Genomic DNA, 19832 nt, shown 5'->3' on the forward strand with positions numbered 1-19832 from the left:
TACACCCCGGTGTGTTCCGCACCTACGGATTGGCCAGGAACTCCGCCACCCGCTGCACCGCCAGGTCGGCCACGTCGAGCACCCCGGCATGGGCCTGGAACACGTGCCAGCAGCCCGGATAGCGCTCCAGGCGCACTGCCACGCCGCCGGCCTGGGCGCGTTCGGCCAGGCGCAGGCTGTCGTTGAGCAGCACCTCGTCCTCGCCCACCTGCAGCAGCAGCGGCGGCAGGCCGGCGAGGTCGGCGAACACCGGCGACAGCGAAGGCTTGTGCGGGTCGGCGCCGGGTTGGGCGGTCAGCGCGCGAGCCTGCTCGATCCACGGCAGGCTGATCATCGGATCGCCGGCCGGCGGCCGATGCAGCTGCTCGAAGCTGAGGTCGGTGACCGGCGAGAAGCACACCAGCGCGCGGGGCAGCGGCTGGCCGCGCTCCTTCAGTTCCAGGGCAGTGGTCAGCGACAGATGGCCGCCGGCCGAATCGCCGCCGAGGATGATCTGTTCTGGTCGATAGCCTTGGTCCTGCAGCGCCTGGTAGGCGGCCAGGACGTCGATCAGTTGGGCGGGATAGCGGGACTCCGGGGCCAGGCGGTACTCGATGGCGCAGACACTCAGGCCGCACTGCCGGGCCAGGGCGCCGCACAGCGCGCGGTGGGTGGCCGGCGAGCCCAGCAGATAGCCGCCGCCATGCAGGTACAGCCAGACCTGGCCGTTATCGTGCGCCGGGCGATGCCATTCGCAGGGCATGCCACCCAGCTGGCCAGCGGTGCGGGTCACGCCGCGCGCCGGCAGGGTCAGGCTGGTCAGCGCGCGCAGCACCGCGCGTTGTCCGGCGATGGGCATTCCCGGACGAATCAGGCCACGGAACAGCAGGCGCAGGCTGGTGCGCAGGACGCCGGTCAACAGGCGCTGAGCGGTACCGGGCGGGTGGGGCAGGTCGACGTAGGCAGTCATGCGGTGGGCTCCGGGCAATGAAGGGGGACACGGTAGCGCGTGCGGCGGGCGCTTGCCGATGCGTCGTTCGCACTGGAGCCGTTATGCGCGAAGGCGCTCCGCCGCATGCCCCTACCTTCGACGGGTTCGTGACCGGTTTCACGACGACGGCCGCACCGGCGTTACGTGTACGTCAGGCGGGCGCGGCCGGGGACGCGTTCCCCCCTGTAACAGGCCAGTCCTTGGGTGGGGTGGGCGAAAGGGGTGATTCCGTATGCCAGAGCATTCGGCCGAAATGCGTGGGCGCTGGCACGGAAACTGCCATCTCTTCACAGCTGATGTGTACAGCCCCGTCACGGGGAGGCCATTGCACGCTGCGCCTCACATCAACTGCCGCGAGATTGCCATGAAGAAGACCACCACCCTGCTGGCCCTGGGCCTGGGGGCCTGTCTGACCACAGGCGCCGCCCACGCTTCATTGCTCGACAGACTGTTCGGAACCTCCGACTACACCAAGACCCGCTACCCCATCGTGCTGTCCCACGGCATGCTCGGCTGGGACAGCATGCTCGGCATCGACTACTGGTATGGCATTCCCGGCGCACTGCGCAAGGGAGGCGCCAGCGTGTACACCACCGAGGTGAGCCAGCTCAATACCTCGGAAATCCGGGGCGAAGAGCTGATCGAGCAGGTCGAGGAGATCGTCGCCCTCAGCGGCAAGCCGAAGGTCAACCTGATCGGCCACAGCCACGGCGGCCCCACCGTGCGCTACGTGGCGGCCATGCGTCCGGACCTGATCGCCTCCGCCACCAGCGTCGGCGCGCCACACACCGGTTCTGACCTGGCGGATTTTCTCAAGCTGTTTCCGGATGGCTCGCTGACCCAGACCATCGTCGCCGAACTGGTCAACCAGATCGGCAAGATGATCCATTTCCTCTCCGGCAGCCCCAGCACCAACCCGCAGGATGCCCTGGGTTCGCTGGAATCGCTGCACAGTGAAGGCGCCGCGCGCTTCAACGCCAAGTACCCGCAGGGCATGCCGATCAAGGCCTGCGGCGAGGGCGCCTACAAGGTCAACGGTGTGAGCTACTACTCGTGGAGCGGCACCAGCCCGCTGACCAACCCGCTCGATCCCAGTGACGGCATGATGGGCGTCGCGTCGCTGACCTTCCTCGGTGGCGAGGAGAACGACGGCATGGTCGGACGCTGCAGTTCGCACCTGGGCAAGGTGATCCGCGACAACTACCGGATGAACCACCTGGACGAGGTCAACCAGTTCTTCGGTCTCACCAGCCTGTTCGAGACCGATCCGGTCACCGTCTACCGCCAGCATGCCAACCGCTTGAAGAACGACGGCCTTTGAGGTCCGGGGGCCATGATGGCCCCCGTTTTTTGCTTCGTACACGGGACGGGTGTTGCCCAGGTGCTTGGGCATCGGGCAGCACCGGTAACGAACAAGGAAGGTTTCTCATGAAGCGTGTCCTGGTAGTCGTGCCGCTGGCCCTTCTGGTCAGTTACGCCGGTTTCCATCATCTCGGTCGCTCAACCGGCACGCCGGCGTCGCCGCCGCGTCTGGAAGGGGGCGAGCCAGCCACTGCCACGGTATCGCCGGCGCCCGAGGCGGCACGGCCTGCGGCGTCGGTCGAGGCGGTGCTGGCCAGCCTGCCGCCGTCCTTTCGCGGCACCGAGGTGGATGGCCGCTTCGAGCTGGATGCGGCGGGCAATCTGATCGTCAGCGAGGACGTCCGCCAGCTGTTCGATTATTTCCTGGCCGCCATCGGCGAGGAACCGCTGGAGCGCACGATCGAGCGCCTGCGCGACTACATCGACGCCAGCCTGGCGGCGCCGGCCCGGGACCAGGCGCAGGCGCTGCTCGACCAGTACCTGGACTACAAGCGGCAGCTGGCGCAGCTGGAGCAGGAGCTGCCACAGCTGGCCACGCTGGACGGTCTGCGCAGCCGCGAAGCGGCGGTGCAGGCCCTGCGCGCCCGGGTGTTCAGCCCGCAGGCGCACCAGGCCTTTTTCGCCCGCGAAGAGGGCTTCAACCGCTTCAGCCTGGAGCGGCTGGCCATTCGCCAGAACGCCGCCCTGGACGATGCGGGCAAGGCGGCGGCCATCGACCGGCTGCACGCGGCATTGCCCGAGGAACTTCACGAACAGGTGCTGCCGCAGTTGCAACAGGAGTTGCGCATGCAGACCGAGCAGCTCGGGGCGAACGCCACGCCCGGGCAGATCCGCCAGCTGCGCCAGCAGCTGGTGGGCGCCGAAGCCACCGCCCGCCTGGAGGCGCTGGATGCGCAGCGCCAGCAATGGCGCCAGCGCCTGAACGACTACCTGACCGAAAAACAGCGACTCGAGGCGCATCGGGGGCTGAGCGGCACCGAGCGGGATGCGGCGCTGCAACGGCTCATCGAGGAGCGTTTCGACGAGCGCGAGCGTCTGCGCCTGGACGCCGCCGAGCGGCTGCTGCGGGCCCGGGAAAAGATGGAAGGCCGCGCGCAGGCCGGCCTGGAGGGCTAGGCTCAATGGGCGGCTTCGGTCTGCTTCCCCAAAGCCGTTGGCACAGAGCCCGCCGGCGCCTGCCCGGTACAGCCGGGCGAGGTGCGAGCCTGTCACGCGTGGGCCTCTGCGGTTCGATACGCAATCGATCGAGAGGAGCGTTCAGTCATGGGCAAGACCTTGCACGAAGATGTCAGCAATACGGTTCTGCGTCGCATGAAGGAAAGCGGGTTCGACTTCGCGCGCGTCCATCCCATCGAGTTCTACGCCATCTTTCCCGACGAGGACGGGGCACGCAGTGCGGCACGCAACTTTCGGGGCGAGTCCCTCAATGCCCAGGTCAGTGCGCGCAGCGATGGTTCCTGGAACCTGCAGGTCAGCAAGGTGATGTACGCCACCCGCGCTGGTATCGGCGATTTCGAGCAGGGGCTGGAAGACCTGGTCGAGCCGCTCGGCGGCGTGCTGGATGGCTGGGGGGTGACCCAGGAGCTGGTCGCCGCCAAGTCGGAGTGAACGACCGCGCCGCCGCGGCTTCGGCCCGCGGCGGCGCGCGTCCCTCGGGGTGTTTGCATGGAACGCCATGACTGGGCCGCAGGAAGCGCGCCATCGATTTTCCGCGAGCGTCTCGTGCTGCTGCTGGAGCAGGGCAGGCGGGTGCCGCTCACCCTGCTGCTGGGCCCGCCGGGCTCCGGCAAGTCCACGGTGCTGCGCCAGTGGCTGGCCCAGCAGGGCGGCCCGCGCAAGGTCTACTGCCCGGTGCCCCGCCGCGAGGATGAACCGCGACGTTTCTTCCGGGCTCTGCTCGACGCGCTGCAGCGCCAGGTCCCCGGTTTCAGCGCCGGTGGCGCCGCGACCGGACGGCTGTTGCGCCTGCCGCCGGCGGCGCTGGGCGAATGGCTGGCGGGGCGGCTGGCGCAGGTCGACGAACCCCTGTGTCTGATCCTCGACGATTTTCAGCGCATCGGCGATGCGGACGTGCTGGCCGGGCTGGCGGCCCTGCTCGAGCGTCTGCCGGCTCAGGTGCGCCTGCTGATCGCCAGCCAGACGCGCCCGGACCTGCCGCTGGGCCGCCTGCAGGTGGCCAATCGTGTACTGCTCATCGACGCCGCCGACCTGGGTTTTTCCGCCGAGGAGGTCCAGGACCTGCAGGAGCGACTGGGCGGCGAGCGGCTCGACGAGGAGGTGCTGGCCAGCCTGCTGGCGAGCACCGAAGGCTGGGCCACCGGCGTCCTGCTGGCGCTGCGCCTGCGTGCGTTGCAGGGCGAGAATCCGCCAGCGCGCCTGGAAGGCAGCCAGGCGGGCGTCGCCGAGTTCTTCGACCAGGAGGTGCTGCGCGATCTGCCGGAGCATTGCCGGCAACTGCTGATCACCTCGGCGGTGTTCGAGCAGTTCGATGGCCCGGCCTGCGATGCGGTGCTGGGTTGCAGCGGCGCGGCCCGCCAGCTGGAGCGGCTGGCGCGGCGACAGCTGTTTCTGCTGCCGTTGCCGGAACCGGGCTGGTACCGCCACCACACGCTGCTACGCGATTTTCTCGCCAGCCGCCTGGCCATCGAGCAGCCCGAACGGGTCGGTGACCTGCATGGCCGCGCGGCCGCCCATTTCCTGCGGCGTGGCGAGTACCAGCGGGCCGTGCGCCACGCCGCGCAAAGTGGCGATGACGCGCTGTTCCAGGCGGTGCTCGGCAGCAGTTGCGAGGCCTGGCTCGCCAATGGCGAATTCGCCGCCATCATCCACTGGCTGGGGCGTCTGCCTGAACAGCAGTTGCGCGACAACCTCCGGCTGCTGCTGTGCCTGGTCGAGGCGCTGACGCTGTCGCGGCGCTTCCACCAGGCCAGCCATCACCTGGCCCAGGCCGCCGCGCTGTCCGCCGATCCGGCCAGCCTGCGCTGCCTGGCCTTCTACCTGCAGCTGTTCCAGCACGACCGCCATTTCGCGCCCGAACCGGGCTGGGAAGACCTGACCGATGCCGCGCAGCCGCTGGCCCTGCGCGCCCGCGCGCTGGTCATCGGCGCCTACCATCATCTGCTGGGCGGCCGCCTGGCGCGTGCCCTGCGTTGCGCCACGCAGGGCAAGGAACTGCTGGCCCAGGCCGGGCTGGCGTTCCTGGAAAGCTACGCCGATCTGGTCATTGCCCTGTGCCACCGCCAAGCCGGGCGGGTGGCCCAGGTGCGCCGTGAGGTCAGTGCGGATTTCCAGTGCACCGACCCGCGCCAGCCGGCCTGGGTCAACCGGGCCACGGCCATGGTGGTGGCGCTCTACGAACAGAATCGCCTGGAGGCCGCCGAGCCGCTGTGCGAGCAGTTGCTGGCGCGGGTCAGTGCGTCATCGGCGACCGAGGCGATCGCCACGGTTTACCTCACCCTGTCGCGGCTGCTGTTCCGTCGCCAGGCTCTCGAACGGGCAAGCCGCCTGCTGGACCAACTGGCCGGCATGCTGCAGCTGGGGCAGTACACGCGCTTCTCCAGTCAGCTGATCCAGGAGCAGGCGCGCCAGGCCTGGTTGTCCGGACGCACGACGCTGCTGGAGAGCCTGGTGCGTCGCTACCGGCTGGATGCGGCGCTGGCCGACGGCACCTGGGAACGGGTACGCGAGCATGACGAGTGCTGGGAACGCCGGGGGCTCGCCGTGGCCTACTGGCTGCAGGCGCGTGGCCAGTTCGCGCGTGCCGAGCGGGTGCTGCGGGTGCTGCGCGAAGCGCTGCGGCGGGGCGAATTGCGGGCGCGCCAGCTGATCGTCGAGGCCAACCTGCTGACCCTGCTGGCGCGTCAGCAGGCCGACGCCGAACAGTTGAGCGCCCTGGTCCGTCTGGTCGAGGAGCACGGCCTGGTGACCATCAACCGCTCGGTGTTCGACGAGGCGCCCGGCTTCGAGGGCGTGTTCGGCCTGCTCGACACCACGGGGCTGGATGTGCCCGACCGCTATCGCCAACTGTTCGGGGAGTTCCTGGCGCCGCGTCCCGCCGCGCCGCGCCCCCGGCTGGCCGGCCTGCTGACCGGCAAGGAAGTGGAGATTCTCGACTGCCTGCTGCAGGGGCTGTCCAACACCCAGATCAGCGCCCGCACCGGCATCGCCCTGTCCACCACCAAGTGGCACCTGAAGAACATCTACGCGAAGCTCAACGTCGCCAACCGCACCGAGGCGATCCTCTGCGCCCGGCCGCGCTCGGTTTCCTGACGAGCTGCAGGCCCATGCGCCCTTTCCCCTCCCTGGGGAGGGGGGCAGCCCCGGCCTCCCTTCCTAAGCTGGTGCCGCCGAACCTCTCGGCACCACACAATAAAAACAAGGGAGATACTGCATGTCCGTCTGGGTAACATGGCCAGCCCTCACCAAGCTGGGAACGCTAGGCATATTCGCAGGCCTGATCACGCTCGCGATGGAGCGCGAGGCGCTGTTTGAAAACAACCTCATCGACGTAGAAAACTACGAACGTCACAACGCCGATATCACCTGCGACCCGCGAAGCGAGATCGCGCGTACCGAGGACGGCACCTGTAACATCCTGTCCAACCCATCCGAAGGTTCCGTATACATGCGCTTCAGCCGTAACGTCGGCCTAAGCGCGGCACACGCCGAAACCGACACGCTGCTGACACCCAACCCGCGAGAGGTCAGTAACGTCCTGATGGCGCGCGACGAGTTCAAGCCCGCGCCCAGCCTCAACTTCATTGCCGCTGCATGGATCCAGTTCATGATCCACGACTGGTTCGACCACGGCCCGAACGCTGAAGCCGATCCGATTCAAGTTCCGCTGCCGGCCGGCGACCCGCTCGGCTCCGGCGCCATGTCGGTACGCCGTACCCAGGCCGACCCGACCCGCACACCGGATGAAGCCGCCCTGCCGCAGACCTTCCGCAACCACAACACCCACTGGTGGGATGGTTCGCAACTGTATGGCAGCAGCAAGGAAGCCAACGACAAGATCCGTTCCTTCGTGGACGGCAAGCTGAAGGTCGATGCCAACAACCGTCTGCCGCGCGAGTTTGTCAGCGGCAAGCCGGTCACCGGCTTCAACGAGAACTGGTGGCTGGGCCTGAGCATGCTGCACCACCTGTTCACCCTGGAACACAACACCATTGCCGACCGCCTCAAGAGCCGCTACCCGGACAAGGATGATCAGTGGCTGTATGACAAGGCCCGCCTGATCAACTCCGCGTTGATGGCCAAGATCCACACCGTGGAATGGACGCCGGCGGTGATCGCCAACCCGGTGACCGAGCGCGCCATGTACTCCAACTGGTGGGGTCTGCTGGGTCAGGGCGGCCCGCGCAGCGACTTCCAGGAGGAAGTCCGCAAGCTGCGTGAGGACCTGGCCAAGTCCGATTCCTTCATCAAACGCATCCTGGGCTTTGACCCGAACGTCTCCGACGGTGTAGGCAATAGCTCCATCGACCATGCACTGACCGGCATCGTTGGCTCGGCCGCCACCAACAACTACGGCGTGCCGTTCAGCCTGTCGGAGGAATTCGTCGCGGTTTACCGCATGCACCCGCTGATGCGCGACAACATCGAGGTGTATGACATCGGTTCGAATCTGGCTTCGCGCACCATTCCGTTGCAGAACGCCATCGACCGCGAGGCTGAGAACCTGCTGGCCGCCGAGCGTCCGGAGCGTCTCTGGTACTCCTTCGGCATCACCAACCCCGGTTCGCTGACCCTCAACAACTACCCAGGCTTCCTGCGCGACTTGTCTCTGCCGCTGGTTGGCAACGTCGACATGGCGACCATCGATGTGCTGCGTGACCGCGAGCGTGGCGTGCCGCGCTACAACGAGTTCCGTCGCCAGATCGGTCTGAACCCGATCACCAAGTTTGAGGATCTGACCAAGGATCCGGAAACCCTGGCCAACCTGAAGCGCCTGTACAACAACGATATCGAGCAGATCGATGCGCTGGTCGGCCAGTTGGCCGAAACGGTGCGCCCGGATGGCTTCGCCTTCGGTGAAACCGCGTTCCAGATCTTCATCTCCGCAGCCTCGCGCCGCCTGATGGCTGACCGCTTCTACACCCAGGACTACCGGCCCGAGGTCTACACCCAGGAAGGTATCGACTGGGTCGAGCACACCACCATGGTGGACGTGCTGAAGCGTCACAATCCCCAGCTGAACGGCAGCCTGGTGGGCGTCGACAACGCGTTCAAGCCCTGGGGCCTGAACATTCCGGCGGACTACGAAAGCTGGCCGGCGGCCAACAAGATGGAGAATCTCTGGGTCAACGGCGCTCTGCGTACCCAGTACAAGGACGGCGAGCTGCCCCCGCTGGTGCCGGTGGATGTCGGCGGCCTGATCGGCACCATCCTGTGGGACAAGGTGAAGAAGCGCACCGACGTGGCGCCGGTGGGTTACTCCAAGCCGATCCACCCCCACGGCGTGATGGCCAAGGTGCGTTTCGTGCCGACCGCCAACAACGGCTACACCGGCCTGTTCCAGGGTTCCGACCACAGCCTGCTGCGTCTGTCGGTCACTGGCGATCCGGCCGACCGTGGCTTCGCGCCGGGCCTGGCCTGGAAGGCCTTCGTGGACGGCAAGCCGTCGGAGAACGTCTCGGCGCTGTACACGCTGTCCGGCCAGGGCGGCAACCACGACTTCTTCGCCAATGAGCTGTCGCAGTTCGTGCAGACCGAAGCCAACGAAACCCTGGGCACCACGATCCTGTTCTCGGCGGTCACCCTGAAGCCGACCCTGCTGCGGGTCGACGACATGGCCAAGGTGAAGCAGGACGGCACCGCCGTCGCCACGCCCAAGGCGCCCACGCAGATCTACTTCGTGCCGCGCGCCGAGGTGAAGTCGCGCTTCGCGCAAACCCCGCACGATTTCCGTGAGGATCTGGCCAGCATCGCGGAAGGCACCAAGGTGTACGACGTCTACGCCACCTCGATGGACATCAAGACCTCCATCTTCCCGTCGCTGAACACCCGCTACGCCAACGAGCGTCGCAGCAGTGCGCGCAAGATCGGCGAGATCGAACTGGCCTCGCCCTTCATTGCCTCGGCGTTCGGCGACAACGGTGTGTTCTTCAAGCACCAGCGTAACGAAGACAAGTAAGGCGTCACGCAGTACCCCAAAGCCCCGGCAATGCCGGGGCTTTCTTATGGGCGGTGATTGTTATCGGCCGGGCTGGTGTCCCTGTGGGGCCGGCTTTACGCCGGCCGGCGGAGTTCCGGCCAGCAGCCAGGGTAGGGTTCTCAACCCCGTCGGCCGGGATAAACCTAGCCCCACAAGGTTCGGTGGGGCGGCAGACTGTGGGGCCGGCTTTACGCCGGCCAGGGGGGCCAGCTTCAGCGCCGCAGTTCCGCACTCAACCCCGCCGGCCGGGGTAAACCCGGCCCCACAGGCGTTCGGCGTGGACGGGAAGCGCCGTGGCGCCGGGGGGCGGTAACTATTGCTGCCGCAGATCCACCGGCCGCTCACCCAGGCCATCGAACAGCAGGTGCTCGCTGGGCGGCAGCACGGCGTTGCGGTCGCCGTTGCCGAGCACGCGGATGTCGCCGTATTTGCGACCGGACAGCGCCGCCAGGCCGGCGGCATCGCGGACCACGCTGGGGCGCAGGAACACCATCAGGTTGCGCTTGACATGCGTGTCCTTGGTGGAGCGGAACAGGCGGCCGAGCAGCGGGATGTCGCCGAGCAGTGGCACCTTGGATTCGCTGCGCGTCACGTCGTCCTGGATCAGTCCGCCGAGCACCACCACCTGGCCGTCCTCGGCAAGGATGGTGCTCTTGATGGCGCGCTTGTTGGTGATCAGGTCGACCGCCCGCGCGGTCAGGCTGGCGCTCGGGGCGATGGAGGAGATTTCCTGTTCGATCTCCAGGCGCAGGGTGGCGCCCTCGTTGATGTGCGGGGTGACCTTGAGGGTAACGCCGATATCCTGCCGCTCGATGGTGGTGAATGGATTGCCGGCGCCGGAGGCATCGGTGGTGTAGGAACCGGTCTGGAAGGGCACGTTCTGGCCGACGAGGATTTCCGCGCGCTGGTTGTCCAGGGTCAGCAGGCTCGGCGTGGACAGCAGGTTGCTCTTGCTGTTCGACGACAGCGCGGTGATCAGCGCGCCGAAGCTGTCGGTGCCCAGGCCGATGATGGCGCCGTCCGGCAGGTTTTCCGGCACGCTTTCGTCCTGCAGGCTCTGCAGCAGGGAGCCGACCGACAGGCCGGTGTTGGCGAAGTTCACCCCGCCGAGCCCGCCGGTGCTGCCACGCGCATCGATGGCCCACTGCACGCCCAGGGCGTCGGCGATGTCGCCGGACACCTCGACAATCGCCGCCTCCACCAGTACCTGGGCGCGCGGCACATCGAGCTGGCGCACGACGTCCTCCAGCGTGTTCACCGTTTCCGGCTCGGCCAGCAGGATCAGCGCGTTGAGGCTTTCATCGGCGCGGATCAGCATGTTGTTCGGGCGGCTGGCCGCCGCTGCGCCGCCGCCTTCCGGGCTGGCCAGGCCCGCCGCCAGTTCGCCGAGGGTGGCGGCCAGGGTCTTGGCATCGTTGTGGCGCAGGCGAATCACCCGGGTGTTGGCCGAACGCACGCTGGGTGTGTCCAGCGCCCTGGCCATGGTGGCCAGCTTGACGCGTGCCGCCGGCGGGCCGAGCAGGATCAGGCGGTTGGTGCGCCCATCGGCGATCACCTGGGTGCCGCTGGCACCACCGGCCTGGCCACGGGCGATGGCGGCGTTGAGGGTTTCCGCCGCGTCCATTACCCAGGCGTGCCGCAGGTCGAGCACGCTGTAGTCCTTCTCGTTCTTCTGGTCCAGCTGGCGGATCAGCTCCTCCAGGCGGGCGATGTTGGCCCGGCGGTCGCTGATGATCAGCGCGTTGCTGCTGGGCACGGCCGCCAGGTGGCCGTACTGCGGCACCAGCGGACGGATCAGCGGCAGCAGCTCGCTGGCGGCGTTGTGCTGCACCTGGATCAGGCGGGTCTCCAGCTGGTCGGCCAGTGCCGCCGGCGCGCCGGCTTCGGCCTTGGCGTCGGCGTTGGGCACGATGCGCGCCTGGTCACCCTGCTGGATAACGGTGAAGCCATGGGTGGACATCACCGAGAGAAACAGCTGGTAGGCCTCGCGGCTCGACAGGCGCGCCTGGGAGACCACACTCACCTGGCCCTTGACGCGTGGGTCGACGATGAAGGTTTCTCCGGTGATTTCCGCCACCTGGTCGATGAATTCGCGGATGTCGGCATCCTTGAGGTTGATGGTCCAGTAGTCGGCGGGCTGGCCATCCGCGACGGGGGCTGTCTGGGCCACGGCGGACAGGGAAAGGAACGAAGCCAGCAGCAGGCCGGCCAGGCGTAGGGCGAGGGGAGAGCGCGGCATCGGTCAGTCGCTTTGCGTGGGGGAGTCGGTAGGAGGCGCAAGCACTGCAGCCTCGGCGGTGTTGCCCTGGATGCGCTGGCGCAGGGTGGCCATGCGTTCGCGCAGTTGTCTGAAACGTTCTTCCTGCAGCACGGCCAGCTGTTCGCTGCTGGCGGCCGGGGCCTCGGCCGCTGCCGAGGCGGGGACGGCGGAGACGCCGCTGCCGGCAAGCGCCTGGCGGCGGCGGGGGAAGGGCAGGGTTTCCAGTTGGCCGTTGCGGTCGATTTCCACCCGATCCGGGTAGACCGCATGCAGACGCACGCCGGGGTCCAGCTGGCTGTTCACCGTCTGGCGCCGGGCCGGACCGCCATCGCGCTGGATGATGGCGCTGGAGCGCGTCGGGTCCGGATGCACGAAGCTGCCATGCAGGGTCAGGCGCAGGGTGGTGGCGGGTGGCGCCACCGGTGCGGCGCGGGGCGGCAGGCCGAACAGATTGGCCAGCTGTTGCGGCGCGAGACTGGCGACCGGCGCCTGCGGGCGGGGTGTGGCGACCACCGGCTCGCTGCGCAGCAGGTTCAGCCAGACGGTACCGCGCCAGGCCAGGTGAATGGCGGTGCCCAGCAGCAGGACGATGGCGAGCAGAAGCGGGGCCTGCGGCGACCACCAGTGCGCATTGCCGAATCGGGACAAGAAAGGCTCCCTGCACGTGTTCTTGTTATGGGTCCGTGGGTGGCGAATCGAGCATAGACGGCCGTCGTAGAGCGACAAGCCGAACTTTGGGCGAGTCGCACGGCGGTGCGCGAACGGGCGGCGAAAAATCGTCTAGACCCTATAGGCCATGCCTGTCGAGGGACCGACCGATGACCCAGCCCGCACCTTCGCCGCCGCGCCGGCTGCCGTTCAGTTATGCCCGCCGGCATGGGGTGCTGCTGCTGGAGGATCCGCAGCCCGCTTGCCTGGGGTTCCGTCCCGGTGTCGAGCCGCTCGCCCTGGCCGAGGCCCGGCGCTTCGCCGGTCGCCGCTTGCCGTTGCGCCCGCTGTCTGCCGAGGAATTCGAACGTCTGTTGGCCGGCACCTACCAGCAGGATGCCAACTCCATGCAGCTGGCCGAGGACCTGGGGGACAGCCTGGACCTGGCCGCCCTGGCCGAGCAGGTGCCGGAAACCGAGGACCTGCTGGAGCAGGAGGACGACGCGCCGATCATTCGCCTGATCAACGCCATTCTCGGCCAGGCAATCCGCGAGAACGCCTCGGACATCCACCTGGAAACCTTCGAGAAGCGCCTGGTGGTGCGCTTCCGTGTCGACGGCCTGCTGCGCGAGGTGCTGGAACCGAGACGCGAGCTGGCGGCGCTGCTGGTGTCGCGCATCAAGGTCATGGCGCGCCTGGACATCGCCGAGAAGCGCATCCCCCAGGACGGGCGCATCTCGCTACGCATCGCCGGGCGCGAGGTGGACATCCGCGTGTCCACCCTGCCGTCGGCCAACGGCGAGCGGGTGGTGCTGCGTCTGCTCGACAAGCAGGCCGGGCGCCTGAGCCTGGCGCACCTGGGCATGAGCGAGCGCGACCGCCTGCGCATGGAGGAGACGGTGCGCAAGCCGCACGGCATCCTGCTGGTCACCGGCCCTACCGGCTCGGGCAAGACCACCACCCTGTACGCCAGCCTGGTCACCCTCAACGACCGCACGCGCAACATCCTCACCGTCGAGGACCCCATCGAATACCACCTGGAAGGCATCGGCCAGACCCAGGTGAATCCCAAGGTGGACATGACCTTCGCGCGCGGCCTGCGCGCCATCCTGCGCCAGGACCCGGATGTGGTGATGGTCGGCGAGATCCGCGACCGGGAAACCGCCGAGATCGCCGTACAGGCCTCGCTCACCGGCCACCTGGTGCTGTCCACGTTGCACACCAACAGCGCCGTGGGGGCGGTCAGCCGCCTGGTGGACATGGGCGTCGAGCCATTCCTGCTGGCCTCGTCGCTGCTCGGCGTGCTGGCCCAGCGCCTGGTGCGCGTGCTCTGCCCGGAATGCAAGGAAGCCATCACTGCCGACGAGTCGGCCAGCGCGCTGCTCGGCCTGGAGGCGCAGCAGGCACCGGTCATCTACCGCGCCTCCGGTTGCGCCGCCTGCAACCAGCAGGGCTATCGCGGGCGTACCGGCATCTACGAGCTGGTGGTGTTCGACGATGTCATGCGCACCCTGGTGCACAACGGCGCCGCCGAGCAGGAGCTGATTCGCCATGCCCGCCGGCTCGGGCCGGGTATTCGCGAGGACGGCCGGCGCAAGGTGCTCGAAGGCGTGACCACGCTGGAAGAGGTCCTGCGGGTGACCCGCGAGGAATAACCGATGGCCGCTTTCGAATACCTGGCCCTCGATACGCGGGGCCGTCAGCGCAAGGGCATCCTGGAAGCCGACAGCAGTCGCCAGGTGAGGCAGATGCTGCGCGAACGGGAACTGGCGCCACTGGAGGTCAAGGCTGCGCGGGCCCGCGAGGCCAGCGGCAGCGGCTGGCAGCTGGTGCGTGGCCTGTCGGCGCGCGACCTGGCGCTGCTGACCCGCCAGTTGGCCACCCTGGTTCAGGCCGCGTTGCCGATCGAGGAAGCGCTCGGCGCGGCCGCCGCCCAGGCCGGCTCGGCGCGCATCCAGGCCATGCTGCTGGCGGTGCGTGCGCGGGTGCTGGAGGGCCATAGCCTGGCGGAAGGTCTGAAAGCCTTTCCGGCCGCCTTCCCCGAGCTGTATCGCGCCACGGTGGCCGCCGGCGAGCACGCCGGCCATCTCGGGCCGGTGCTCGAGCGTCTGGCCGACTACACCGAGCAGCGTCAGCAGTCGCGACAGAAGATCCAGTTGGCGCTGCTGTATCCGCTGATCCTGCTGATCGCCTCGCTGGCCATCGTGGGTTTCCTGCTGGGTTACGTGGTGCCGGACGTTGTGCGCGTGTTCATCGATTCCGGGCAGACGCTGCCGGCGCTGACCCGTGGGCTGATCGCGGTCAGCGACGCGGTGCGCGCCTGGGGCTGGCTGGCGCTGCCGCTGCTGTGCGGCGCGCTGTTTGCTGCGCGCCGGGCGCTGCGCGACGACGCGCTGCGCCTGCGCTGGCATCGCCTGCTGTTGCGCCTGCCGCTGATCGGCGGGTTGCTGCGCACCGCCGAATGTGCGCGCTTCGCCTCGACCCTGGCGATCCTCACCCGCAGCGGTGTGCCGCTGGTGGAGGCGCTGGATATCGCCGGCCAGGTGATCGGCAACCGGCTGATTCGCGGCGAGGTACGCGAGGCGGCGCGCAAGGTGCGCGAGGGCGGCAGCCTGACCCGCGCCCTGGAGGCCACCCGCCAGTTCCCGCCGATGATGCTGCACATGATCGCAAGCGGCGAACGCTCCGGCGAACTCGATCAGATGCTGGCGCGCACCGCCACCACCCAGGAAAGCGACCTGGCCGCCCGGGTGGCGCTGCTGGTCGGCCTGTTCGAACCCTTCATGCTGGTGTTCATGGGCGCCACGGTGCTGGTCATCGTGCTGGCGATCCTGATGCCGATCCTTTCCCTCAACCAACTGGTGGGCTAATCCATGCAACGACGCACGCAGCACGGCTTCACGCTGATCGAGATCATGGTGGTGGTGGTCATCCTCGGCATCCTCGCCGCCCTGGTGGTGCCGCAGATCATGAGCCGTCCGGACCAGGCCAAGGTCACCGTGGCGAAGAACGACATCAAGGCCATTTCCGCCGCGCTCGATATGTACAAGCTGGACAACTACAGCTACCCGAGCACCCAGCAGGGCCTGGAGGCGCTGGTGCGCAAGCCCTCCGGCAACCCGACGGCGCGCAACTGGAACCCCGACGGCTACCTCAAGCGCCTGCCGGTGGACCCCTGGGGCAACCCTTACCAATACCTGGCTCCGGGCAGCAAGGGCGCCTTCGATCTCTATTCGCTGGGCGCCGATGGCCGGCAGGACGGTGCCGAGCTGAACGCCGACATCGGCAACTGGGACATCTGATGCGCCCGCAACCTGCCAGCCGGGGCTTCACCCTGGTCGAGCTGCTGGTGGTGCTGGTGCTGATCGGCAGCCTGGTCGGCCTGGCGGTGCTCGGTGGCGGCTTCGCCGGCCCGGCCCGCGAGCTGCGTGGCGAGGCCGAGCGGCTGGCCGGGCTGATCGGCGTGCTGGCCGAGGAAGCGGTACTGGAGAACCGCGAGTACGGCCTGCGTATCGACGCGGATCAGTGGCAGGTCCTGGCGTACGACGGCGACCGCTGGGCGCCCTGGGAAGACCGGCCCGCGCAGCGGTTGCCGCATGGCGTGCAGGCCAGCCTGGAAATCGAGGGCCGGCCGCTGCGGGTCGCCGGTGCGAAGGGACCGGCGGCTGCCGCCCCGCAGGTACTGATTCTCTCCAGCGGCGAGATCAGCCCGTTTCGGCTGGAACTGGCCGAGCGGCGCGCCGCTGGCCTGCGCCTGGAGTTGAGCAGCGACGGCTTTCGTCTACCCCGCGTGCAGACCCTCGGAGCGGGCGGATGAAATCGGCGCGTGGCTTCACCCTGCTGGAGGTGCTGGTCGCCCTGGCGATCTTCGCCCTGGTCGCCGCCAGCATCCTCACTGCCAGCGCGCGCAGCCTGCAGACCGCCGCGCGCCTGGAGGACAAGACCCTGGCGCTGTGGATCGCCGACAACCAGCTGATCGAGCTGCAGCTGGAAGAGCCGCCGCCGGGCGAGGGCAATCGTCAGGGCCGGCTGGACTACGCCGGGCGCCCCTGGCAATGGCAGGCGCGCATCGGTTCGACGGCGCATCCGGCCCTGCGCCGGGTGGAACTGTGGGTCGCCCGGGGCGGCGAAAGCCTTGAACGCGAACAGGCACTGCTGGCGCTGAGCGGATTCCTGGAGGTTGCGCCATGAGGGCTGCGCGCGGCTTCACCCTGCTGGAGCTGCTGATCGCCATTGCCCTGTTCGCCCTGCTCGGGGTGGGCACCTACCGGCTGCTGGACAGCGTGCTGCGCGTCGACGAGGCAACCCGGCAACAGGAACAGCGCCTGCGCGAATTGACCCGGGGCATGGCCGCCTTCGAACGCGACCTGCGCCAGGTGCTGGCGCGGCCGGTGCGCGCGCCCTACGGCGACAGCCTGGCCGCGCTGCTCGGCGAGGGGCGCGAGCGGCAGACGCTGGAATTCACCCGCACCGGCTGGCGCAACCCCACCGACAGCGTGCGCTCGCGCTTGCAACGGGTGCGCTGGGAGGTCCGTGACGGCTACTGGGAGCGCCGCTACTGGCCGGTGCTCGACCAGGCCCAGGACAGCCAACCGCAGGTGCAGCAGGTGCTCGACGGGGTGAGCGGCTGGCAGGTGCGCTACCTCGACCAGGATGGCAACTGGCAGGACAGCTGGCCCGGCGGCGTCGACGAGCAGAGCCTCGGCAAGCTGCCGCGCGCCGTGGAGCTGCGCCTGGAACATCGCCATTACGGCGTGCTGCGTCGGCTGTTCCGGTTGCCCGACACGGACGCGGGCAGCGAGGCGGGCGCATGAACGGGCAGCGCGGCGTGGCCCTGATCACCGTGCTGCTGGTGGTGGCGCTGGTCACCGTGGTGGGTGCCGGGCTGATCGCCCGTCAGCAGCTGGCGATCCGCAGCAGCGGCAATCTGCTGGTGCACAACCAGGCCTGGCACTACGCCCTGGGCGGCGAGCTGCTGGCCAAGGCGATCCTGCGCGAGGACCTGCGCCGGGGTGACGCGCGCCAGCCGCTTGATCATCCCGCCGAGCCCTGGGCGCAGCCCCTGAAACCCTTTCCTTTCGATGAGGGCGGCACGCTGCAGCTGCGCATCGAGGATGCCAGCGGGCGCTTCAACCTGAACGCCCTGGCGCTGCCGGACAATGCCGGGCTGCAGGCCTTCGGCCAGTTCCAGCGGCTGTTGCGGCTGCTGGACATTGACCAGCCCTACGCCGAGCGCCTGCGCGACTGGCTCGATGAAGACGAACAGGTCAGCCCCGGCGGCGCCGAAGACAACGACTACCTGCTGCTGGAGCCGGCTTACCGGGCGGCCAACCGGGTACTCGTCGAGCCCTCTGAGCTGCGCCTGCTGCTGGAAATGAACGAAGCGCACTACCGACAGTTACTGCCGCACGTCACGGCGCTGCCGCTGGATGCCCGGCTGAACCTGAACAGCGCCGGCCCGCTGGTGCTGGCCAGCCTGGCCGAGGGGCTGTCGCCGCAGCTGGCCCAAGGGCTGATCGTTGCCCGCGAGGGGCAGGGCTTCGCCAGCGTGGAAAGCTTCATCGCCCAACTGGGCGCCGCCGGACAGACCGTGACAGGCCAGCCGCTGGCGGTGGGCAGCCGGTATTTCCGGGTGATCGGCGAGGTGGAACTGGCCGGGCGCCGCCAGGTGCTGGTCAGTCTGTTGCGGCGCGATGCCGATGGCAGCCTGACGGTGCTGTCGCGCGATCTGGGCCAGGCCTGGATCAACAAGGAGCGGGACGACGATGCTTGAAACCTGGCTGTTCCTGCCGCCGGAGGCGGCACAGGGTGTGGATGCCGATCTGGCCGTGCGCAGGGTCTCCGCCGACGGGGAGGGCGACGTGTCGTTCGCCACGGCACTGGCCGAGCTGGCGGAGCCCTGGTGCCTGGTGCTGCCGGTCGGGGTGGTGACCGTCTGCGCGGTGAACCTGCCCACGCTGAAGCCGCGCTGGTTGCGCAAGGCCTTGCCGTTCGCCGTCGAGGAGTGGCTGGCCGAGGAGGTGGAAGCCTTCCACCTGGCGGTGGGGGAACGCCTCGCGGATGGTCGCCATCGGGTCTTCGCGCTGCGCCGTGACTGGCTGCGTGACTGGCTGCAGGCCTGCGCCGCACATCCACCCCGGGAAATCCGTGTCGATGCCGATCTGCTGCCCGTGGACGGTCCGCAGCTGTGCCGGCTCGGCGACCGTTGGCTGCTGGGCGGCGACCTGCCGGTGCGGCTGGCCGTGGAGGATGCGGACCTGCCGGTGCTGCAGACGCTGTTACCCCAGCCGCTACCGGCCTGCGCGACGCCCCCGGCGGGCGAGGCCAGTCCGTATCGCTGGCTGACCCGCTGCGCCGCCGGCTGCAACCTGGCCCAGGGCGAGTTCGCGGTGCGCGAGCCGGCGGGCGACTGGCGGCGCTGGCGCCTGCCGGCGGCTGCGCTGGGCTTGTGCCTGCTGCTGCAGTGGGGCTTCGGGCTGGCGCAGGCCTGGCAACTGCGCCACGCCGGCCAGCAGCAGGCGCAAGCCAGCGAGCAGTTGTACCGCGAGCTGTTCCCGGAGGATCGCAAGCTGATCAACCTGCGCCAGCAGTTCGACCAGCATCTGGCCGAGGGTCAGGGCCACCGCGAGGGGCTGCTCGCCCTGCTGGGGCGCGCGGGTCCGGCGCTGGCCGCCGAGGGGCGGCAGGTGAGCGTGCAGCAATTGGATTTCAGCCTGACCCGGGGCGATCTGGCGCTGCAGGTACAGGCGCCGGGCTTTGAGGCGCTGGATCGCCTGCGCCAGCGGCTGGTGGAAGCCGGGCTGGTGGTCAGGCTCGGTTCGGCGAATCGCGAGGAGGCCGGTGTGAGTGCGCGGCTGGTGATCGGAGGCTAGATGAAGCGTTGGAAACTTGGTCTGTGGGCCCAGCTGGCGCGCGCCAGCGATTCACCCCTGGCGCAGCGCTGGCGGCAACTGGCGCGACGCGAGCGCCAGGCGCTGGCCGCGCTCGCCCTGTTCCTGTTTGCCGTGGCGGTATACGGCGGACTGTGGCAGCCGGTCGAGCGCAGTCGCGCCGAGGCGCTGGCCGGGTTCCAGCAGCAGCGGGAACTGCAGGCCTACCTGCAGGCGCGGGCGCCGGAAGCCCGAGCGCTGAGTGGCCGCGCAGCAGCGCGGCCGGCCCCGGCCGATCTGCAGCGTCTGGTGACCGCCGCCGCCGAGCAGCAGGGGCTGGCCATCGAACGGCTGGATGCCGAAGGGGAGGGCGGGGTACAGGTCAGCCTGCAGCCCGCGCCGTTCGCCACGCTGCTGGCCTGGTTCGAGGTGCTGCAGCGGCAGGGCATTCGCATCGAGGAAGCGGGACTGGAGCGGCACGGTGAAGGGGCCGTGGTGGCCCGCCTGGGTCTGCGGCCGGTTCCGTGAAAAGCCGGTAAGCCATTCATTTTTAAAAATTTCTTTGGC

The 19832-nt window shown here is 68.7% G+C and carries 17 protein-coding genes; 14 read left to right on the forward strand and 3 right to left on the reverse strand.

Annotated features, from left to right (window positions below):
- Nucleotides 1–22: 22 nt before the first annotated feature.
- Entirely contained in the window at nt 23–949 is a 927-nt protein-coding gene (locus VL129_RS07060) for an alpha/beta hydrolase (RefSeq protein WP_325411494.1), read from the reverse strand.
- Nucleotides 950–1334: 385 nt separating this feature from the next.
- Here VL129_RS07060 and VL129_RS07065 point away from each other — a divergent pair, with 385 nt between their 5' ends.
- The 5 genes from VL129_RS07065 (at nt 1335) to VL129_RS07085 (ending at nt 9467) form a co-directional block, all read left to right on the forward strand.
- A complete protein-coding gene (locus tag VL129_RS07065) occupies nt 1335–2291 on the forward strand; it encodes a lipase family alpha/beta hydrolase (protein ID WP_325411496.1) in 957 nt (318 codons plus the stop codon).
- A gap of 107 nt (nt 2292–2398) precedes the next feature.
- Nucleotides 2399–3448, forward strand: coding sequence for a lipase secretion chaperone (locus tag VL129_RS07070; RefSeq protein WP_325411498.1), 1050 nt, complete (start codon nt 2399–2401; stop codon nt 3446–3448).
- Between the two features lie 147 nt (nt 3449–3595).
- The gene (locus VL129_RS07075; protein ID WP_325411500.1) at nt 3596–3940 is read left to right on the forward strand and encodes a ribonuclease E inhibitor RraB; all 345 of its coding nucleotides are present in this window, start codon (nt 3596–3598) and stop codon (nt 3938–3940) included.
- A gap of 57 nt (nt 3941–3997) precedes the next feature.
- Entirely contained in the window at nt 3998–6601 is a 2604-nt protein-coding gene (locus VL129_RS07080; RefSeq protein ID WP_325411502.1) for a winged helix-turn-helix domain-containing protein, read from the forward strand.
- A gap of 121 nt (nt 6602–6722) precedes the next feature.
- Nucleotides 6723–9467 (forward strand): peroxidase family protein, encoded by a 2745-nt coding sequence (locus VL129_RS07085; protein WP_325411504.1) that lies wholly within the window; start codon nt 6723–6725, stop codon nt 9465–9467.
- A 334-nt stretch (nt 9468–9801) separates the two neighbouring features.
- Here VL129_RS07085 and gspD read toward each other — a convergent pair whose 3' ends face one another.
- Entirely contained in the window at nt 9802–11727 is a 1926-nt protein-coding gene (gspD, locus tag VL129_RS07090) for a type II secretion system secretin GspD (RefSeq protein WP_325411506.1), read from the reverse strand.
- A gap of 3 nt (nt 11728–11730) precedes the next feature.
- Complete coding sequence (locus tag VL129_RS07095; RefSeq protein WP_325411508.1) at nt 11731–12396, reverse strand: type II secretion system protein N; 666 nt, start codon at nt 12394–12396, stop codon at nt 11731–11733.
- Nucleotides 12397–12566: 170 nt separating this feature from the next.
- Here VL129_RS07095 and gspE point away from each other — a divergent pair, with 170 nt between their 5' ends.
- The 9 genes from gspE to VL129_RS07140 are packed head-to-tail and all read left to right on the forward strand — an operon-like array spanning nt 12567 to nt 19793.
- Nucleotides 12567–14051: a type II secretion system ATPase GspE gene (gene gspE, locus VL129_RS07100; protein ID WP_325411510.1), complete on the forward strand. Its 1485-nt coding sequence runs from the start codon at nt 12567–12569 to the stop codon at nt 14049–14051.
- 3 nt (nt 14052–14054) lie between these two features.
- Entirely contained in the window at nt 14055–15266 is a 1212-nt protein-coding gene (gene xcpS / locus VL129_RS07105; protein ID WP_039562700.1) for a GspF family T2SS innner membrane protein variant XcpS, read from the forward strand.
- Nucleotides 15267–15269: 3 nt separating this feature from the next.
- Nucleotides 15270–15698 (forward strand): type II secretion system major pseudopilin GspG, encoded by a 429-nt coding sequence (gene gspG / locus VL129_RS07110; protein ID WP_027590602.1) that lies wholly within the window; start codon nt 15270–15272, stop codon nt 15696–15698.
- Nucleotides 15698–16213 carry a type II secretion system minor pseudopilin GspH gene (gene gspH / locus VL129_RS07115; protein ID WP_027590601.1) on the forward strand — a complete coding sequence of 172 codons (516 nt, stop codon included), beginning with the start codon at nt 15698–15700 and terminating at the stop codon, nt 16211–16213. The genes gspG and gspH overlap by 1 nt, the downstream gene beginning before the upstream one ends.
- Nucleotides 16210–16587: a type II secretion system minor pseudopilin GspI gene (gspI, locus tag VL129_RS07120; protein WP_039562701.1), complete on the forward strand. Its 378-nt coding sequence runs from the start codon at nt 16210–16212 to the stop codon at nt 16585–16587. Before gspH ends, gspI begins: the two co-directional genes overlap by 4 nt.
- Nucleotides 16584–17210 (forward strand): type II secretion system minor pseudopilin GspJ, encoded by a 627-nt coding sequence (gspJ, locus tag VL129_RS07125; RefSeq protein ID WP_325411517.1) that lies wholly within the window; start codon nt 16584–16586, stop codon nt 17208–17210. The genes gspI and gspJ overlap by 4 nt, the downstream gene beginning before the upstream one ends.
- Nucleotides 17207–18169, forward strand: coding sequence for a type II secretion system minor pseudopilin GspK (gene gspK, locus VL129_RS07130; protein WP_325411519.1), 963 nt, complete (start codon nt 17207–17209; stop codon nt 18167–18169). The genes gspJ and gspK overlap by 4 nt, the downstream gene beginning before the upstream one ends.
- Nucleotides 18162–19268, forward strand: coding sequence for a type II secretion system protein GspL (gspL, locus tag VL129_RS07135; RefSeq protein WP_325411521.1), 1107 nt, complete (start codon nt 18162–18164; stop codon nt 19266–19268). The genes gspK and gspL overlap by 8 nt, the downstream gene beginning before the upstream one ends.
- Nucleotides 19269–19793 (forward strand): type II secretion system protein M, encoded by a 525-nt coding sequence (locus VL129_RS07140; protein ID WP_325411523.1) that lies wholly within the window; start codon nt 19269–19271, stop codon nt 19791–19793. It abuts the gene before it with no gap.
- The last annotated feature ends 39 nt before the right edge of the window (nt 19794–19832 follow it).

It is taken from the genome of Pseudomonas sp. (assembly GCF_035497915.1).
Classification (GTDB): domain Bacteria; phylum Pseudomonadota; class Gammaproteobacteria; order Pseudomonadales; family Pseudomonadaceae; genus Serpens.